Source organism: Actinomadura sp. (genome assembly GCF_044508335.1).
In the GTDB taxonomy this organism is placed as follows: Bacteria; Actinomycetota; Actinomycetes; order Streptosporangiales; family Streptosporangiaceae; genus Spirillospora.
In genome coordinates, this window is sequence record NZ_JBIQHY010000106.1 from 12,418 (window position 1) to 16,988 (window position 4,571).

At 75.4% G+C, this 4,571-nt stretch carries 5 protein-coding genes; 3 read left to right on the forward strand and 2 right to left on the reverse strand.

Translation table 11 applies throughout. From position 1 onward, the window contains the following. Positions 1 to 133: 133 nt before the first annotated feature. Positions 134 to 1,099, reverse strand: a complete 966-nt coding sequence (locus ACIWVC_RS27260) for a phosphoribulokinase (protein ID WP_396451142.1) — start codon at positions 1,097 to 1,099, stop codon at positions 134 to 136. A 181-nt stretch (positions 1,100 to 1,280) separates the two neighbouring features. Here ACIWVC_RS27260 and ACIWVC_RS27265 point away from each other — a divergent pair, with 181 nt between their 5' ends. Both ACIWVC_RS27265 and ACIWVC_RS27270 read left to right on the forward strand, forming a co-directional pair. Continuing rightward, positions 1,281 to 1,937: a response regulator gene (locus ACIWVC_RS27265; protein WP_396451119.1), complete on the forward strand. Its 657-nt coding sequence runs from the start codon at positions 1,281 to 1,283 to the stop codon at positions 1,935 to 1,937. Continuing rightward, positions 1,934 to 3,124, forward strand: a complete 1,191-nt coding sequence (locus tag ACIWVC_RS27270) for a sensor histidine kinase (RefSeq protein ID WP_396454754.1) — start codon at positions 1,934 to 1,936, stop codon at positions 3,122 to 3,124. The genes ACIWVC_RS27265 and ACIWVC_RS27270 overlap by 4 nt, the downstream gene beginning before the upstream one ends. Here ACIWVC_RS27270 and ACIWVC_RS27275 read toward each other — a convergent pair. Then, a complete protein-coding gene (locus ACIWVC_RS27275) occupies positions 3,084 to 4,262 on the reverse strand; it encodes a saccharopine dehydrogenase family protein (protein ID WP_396454755.1) in 1,179 nt (392 codons plus the stop codon). The two genes, ACIWVC_RS27270 and ACIWVC_RS27275, sit on opposite strands and share 41 nt — an antisense overlap. A gap of 124 nt (positions 4,263 to 4,386) precedes the next feature. Between ACIWVC_RS27275 and ACIWVC_RS27280 the strand changes: the two genes are divergently transcribed. Next, positions 4,387 to 4,563, forward strand: a complete 177-nt coding sequence (locus ACIWVC_RS27280) for a hypothetical protein (protein WP_396451113.1) — start codon at positions 4,387 to 4,389, stop codon at positions 4,561 to 4,563. Positions 4,564 to 4,571: the final 8 nt, after the last annotated feature.

Sequence of the window (4,571 nt, forward strand, 5' to 3'; positions counted from 1 at the left end):
GCTGGAGCCCCGCCCGCTGACGGAGTTGCCGGGAGGGCGCAGGCGCGCCCGCTGTGCGCCCTCCCGGCGGCCGCCGCGCGCGGCCCGGGGCACAGGTCCGAAGCCCCGGGGCCTCCCCGCGCGCACGCGGAGCCTATGCCGCCTGGCGGTGGTCGGCGTCCAGCAGGTGGTACAGCAGGAGCAGCTGGGTGATGGCGAGGGGATCGCTCGTCCCGTCGTCGCCGAGCCTGCCGAGCGCCTCCGGGTCGGGGAGCGCGGCGCCGGCGCGGGGGCCGAGCCGCTCCCAGATGGCCTTCTTGACGACCTGCGACTCCTCGGGCGAAACGTACCCGTGGACGTGCAGGGCGTCGACCGGGCGGCCGTCGGTGTCGCGGTGCAGCCGCAGGTGCAGGGCGGTCTCGGTCTGCCCCGCCGCGGCGTCGCCGGCGCCGCCGTCCAGGACGTCCGCCAGCTCGGGATGGTCGATCGTCGGCCGGAGCAGCAGTTCGGCGGACAGCGGCGTGCCGGGCGGGTCGAGGCGCCCGGCGACCGGGGCGAACCGGACGACGATGTCGGCGTGCTTGCGCTGCGGGCGGATGTAGGCGGCGCTCTCCGGCTCGCGGCGGGCCAGCTCAGCCATCACCTGCTCGGGGCTGTAGCCGCGCTTCGCGCAGTCGCGGCGCACCTTCCAGGAGTGCCGCAGCGGCTCGGGCGGGTCGAGGTAGACGGTGATGTCGAAGCAGGCCCGCGCCATCCGGGTGTGCAGCGGCAGCAGGCCCTCGACGATCACGAAGTCGCGGGGCTCGACCAGTTCCGGCCGGACGAGCTCGCCGGTCGCGTGGTCGTAGACGGGCTTCAGGATCGGTTCCCCCATCGACAGCAGCTGGAGGTGCTGCTCCATGATGTCGATGTGGTTGCAGTCGGGGTGCAGCGCCGTGAACGGCTTGCCGGCGCGTTCGGCGCGGTCGTAGCGGTGGTAGTCGTCCACGCACACCGCGGTCATCCGGTCGGCCCCCAGACACCGCACAAGCCCCCTGGTCAGCGTGGTCTTGCCCGCGGCGCTGTCCCCGGCGATCGCGAGCATGACGGGGCGGCGGCCGGACCCGCGCGCCCGGAGCATATGCACGATCCGATGGGGCACCTTGCTCCTCCGTCCTGCGGAATTCAATTTTCGTAAAAGGAGATTACGGGGCCGCGGGGGCGGGATCGTCCCCCAATCGGGGGAGACCGGGAGTGAAACGCCCGGAGGCGCCCTCCGGGTCGGCTACTGATGAGTAGCTTCCGATTGTTATCGTGCGGGAATGAGTGTCCCCGTACGCGTCGTCCTGGTCGACGACCACGAGATGATCCTCGCCGGGCTGCAGGCGATGCTGGCCGGGTTCGCGGGACGGGTGCGCGTCGTCGGGCAGGCGGGCACGGGGGACGAGGCGGCCCGGCTGGTGACCGCGCTGCGGCCGGACGTCGTCCTGCTGGACGTCCGGCTGGGCCCGGAGAGCGGCCTCGACCTGTGCCGGCTGATCACCGGGCGGGTCCCGGAGGCGCGGGTGGTGTTCCTGTCGGTCTACGACGACGAGCAGTACGTCTTCGAGGCGCTGCGGGCCGGGGCCGGCGGCTACCTCCTCAAGCGGGTGGACGGCCCCGAGCTCGTCCGGCGGCTGGAGGAGGTCGCGCAGGGCGAGACGGTCGTCGACCCGACGCTCGCGGGCCGGATGGCCGTCACCGCGGCCCGGCTGACCCGCGGCGAGTTCTGGCCGGGCGCCAACCGCGGCCTCACCCAGCGCGAGAGCGAGGTGCTGTCGCTGCTGGTCGGCGGCCTGTCGAACAAGGCGATCGCGGCGCGGCTCGTGCTGAGCGAGGAGACCGTGAAGAGCCACCTGCGCGCCCTGTACCGCAAGCTGGAGGTGACCGACCGGTCGGCGGCGATCGCGGTGGCGCTGCGCGAGGGCCTGTTCCGGTGACGTCCCCGCTGGAGCTGATCGCCGGCCGCGGCGCGGACCTGCTCGTCCGCATCGCCGCCGTGGCCTGCTCCGACCGCGAGCTGCCGCGGATGGCGGACGAGCTGGCCTGCCTCGTCGTCCGGTCGGCGCGGGCGCTGACGTTCTGCGACGTGTACGTCCTGGACGAGGAGGGTCGCGCCCTCGAATGGTCGGGGCCGCCCGTGCCGCTGGGGGAGGGCGACGCCGGCTGGGTCGCCGCGCACGGCCGCGCCCGCGCGCACGCCGACGGGCGCGGCGCCGCGGTCCCCGTGCACGGCGACGGCGGCGTGATCGCGGTCGTGGACGTCCGGTCCGCGGGGCCGGTGCCCGCGGAGGACCTCGCGCTGGTCACCGCGCTCGCCGCGCTGTTCGCGCCGGTGCTGTCGTCGTGCCGGCGGCTGCGCTCCGCGCGCGAGCGCGAGCGCGCGGCCGAGCGGTTCGCCGAGCGGGCCGTCGCGGCGCAGGAGGCCGAGCGGTCCCGGCTGAGCCGGGAGATCCACGACGGCATCGCGCAGCGGCTCGCCAGCCTCGGCTTCCACCTGTCGGCCGCCGAGCGGGCGCTGCCCGAGCACCATCCGGAGGCGCTGGCGCAGATCATGATGGCGCGGCGGCTGTGCGAGCTGTCGGCGGCCGAGACGCGCGCGGCCATCGGCGGGCTGCGGCCACCCGTCCTGGACGACCTGGGCCTGTCGGCGGCGCTCGCCACGCTGGCCCGGGAGGCCGGGGGCGGGCCGGGGCCGTCCGGCGCGATCGACGTGACGGTGACCGTCGAGGGCGAGCTGGAGGACGAGCTGCCCGACCACGTGCAGACCGCGCTCTACCGGATCGCGCAGGAGGCGGTGGGGAACAGCCTGCGGCACGCGTCCGCGACCTGCGTGGACCTGCTGCTGGAGCACTCGCCCGACCGCGTCCGGCTGCGGGTGACCGACGACGGCACCGGGTTCTCCGTCCGGGACGTGTTCGCGCCCGGCTCGGCCAAGGGGGTGCGCCCCGACTGCTACGGGCTGCGCGGCATGCGGGAGCGCGCCGAGCTGCTCGGCGGGCGGGTCGCGGTGAAGAGCCGGCCCGGCGCCGGGACGACGGTCGAGGCCGTCATCCCGGTCCCCGGCCGCCGCCCGGCGAGCGGGGTCACGCCGACTCGAGCACCCGGAAGGTCAGCCCGGCCTTGACCAGGCGGCCGATCAGCGCGTCGCCCATCGCCGCCGCGGTCGTGACCTGCCCGGACGTCTCGGGGAGGTCGTCGTGGGCGAGGCACAGCGCCGACTCGGCCAGCATCTTCGCCGTCTCGGTGTAGCCGGGGTCGCCGCCCGCGACCTCGGTGACGACGCGCCTCCCGCCGCCCTCGCCGGCGAACTTCACGCTGAACCAGTTGCGCTCGCGCCGCTCCCGCGACGGCCCCTCGCCGGGGCTGCCGAGCCGCAGCAGCAGCCGCCGGGTCGGCGGCAGCGCGGCCAGCGCGGTGACGGCGCCGAAGCCCGCCGCCAGCGCGGCGGCCGACGGGAGGTGCTTGACCGCGACGTAGTGGCCGTAGGAGAAGTCGGGGCCGTACCGGTCGAGGGCCGCCGCCGACCGGGTGACGATCTGCGGGTCGATGGTGGGCAGCGGCAGCGTCCAGCCGTCCCCGACGCGGGCCTTCGGCACGGGGCTGCGCGAGATCCGCACCCTGCGGCCGGCGGGCCGGTCCTCCAGCCGGCGGCGCTCCCGCTCGGCGCGCAGCATGCCGGCGGGGTCGCCGAAGATGCCGACCGCCGAGTGCAGGGTGCCGCCGGACGCGGCGCCGCGCACCCGCACGAAGCCCTCGACGTGCAGCGGGACGCCCTCGGGGAGCTGCTGGACCGTGAAGTACGCGCCGAGGTCGTGGGGGATCGAGTCGAACCCGCAGGCGTGGACGATGCGCGCCCCGCTGCGCACGGCCTGCCGGTGGTACCTCACGTACATGCGGTCGACGAACGTGGGCTCGCCGGTGATGTCGACGTAGTCGGTCCCGGCGCGCGCGCAGGCGGCGACCAGCGGCTCGCCGTACTTGACGTAGGGGCCGACCGTCGTGATGACGACGCGCGCCGACTCGGCGATCGCGTCGATCGAGGCGGCGTCGGCGGTGTCGGCGTGCAGCAGCGGCAGCTCGGTGCAGGCCGGGTCGATCCCGGCGAGCCGGTCGCGGACGGTCGCCAGCTTGGCCCGGTTGCGGCCCGCGAGGGCCCAGCGCGTGCCCGGGCCGGCGTGTCCGGCCAGGTACTCGGCGGTCAGGGCGCCGGTGAACCCGGTCGCCCCGAACAGGACGATGTCGTACGGGCGGTCGGCGGTCATGGCGGCCCCTCTCATGGCTCCGAACCCGATTCTGGCCGTTCCGGCGCGGACGATGTGCGGCGGGGCGCCGATGTGAGCGACCGCACTCCTCTAGGGTTGCTGCGATGACGGGATTGGTGGAGTCGTGACCGGGCTGGCCGTGGCGATGGACGTCGTCGCCGTGGGCTTCCTCGCGGGCTTCGTGGTGCTGGTGACGCGGGGGAGGCCGGAGTCCGGCGACGAGAGCGGGCGCTCGGTCGCCATGGTGCTGATCGCCGTCAGCCTGGGTCTGCTGTCGGTGTCGCTGTGGAGCCTGCCCTAGCGGACGGG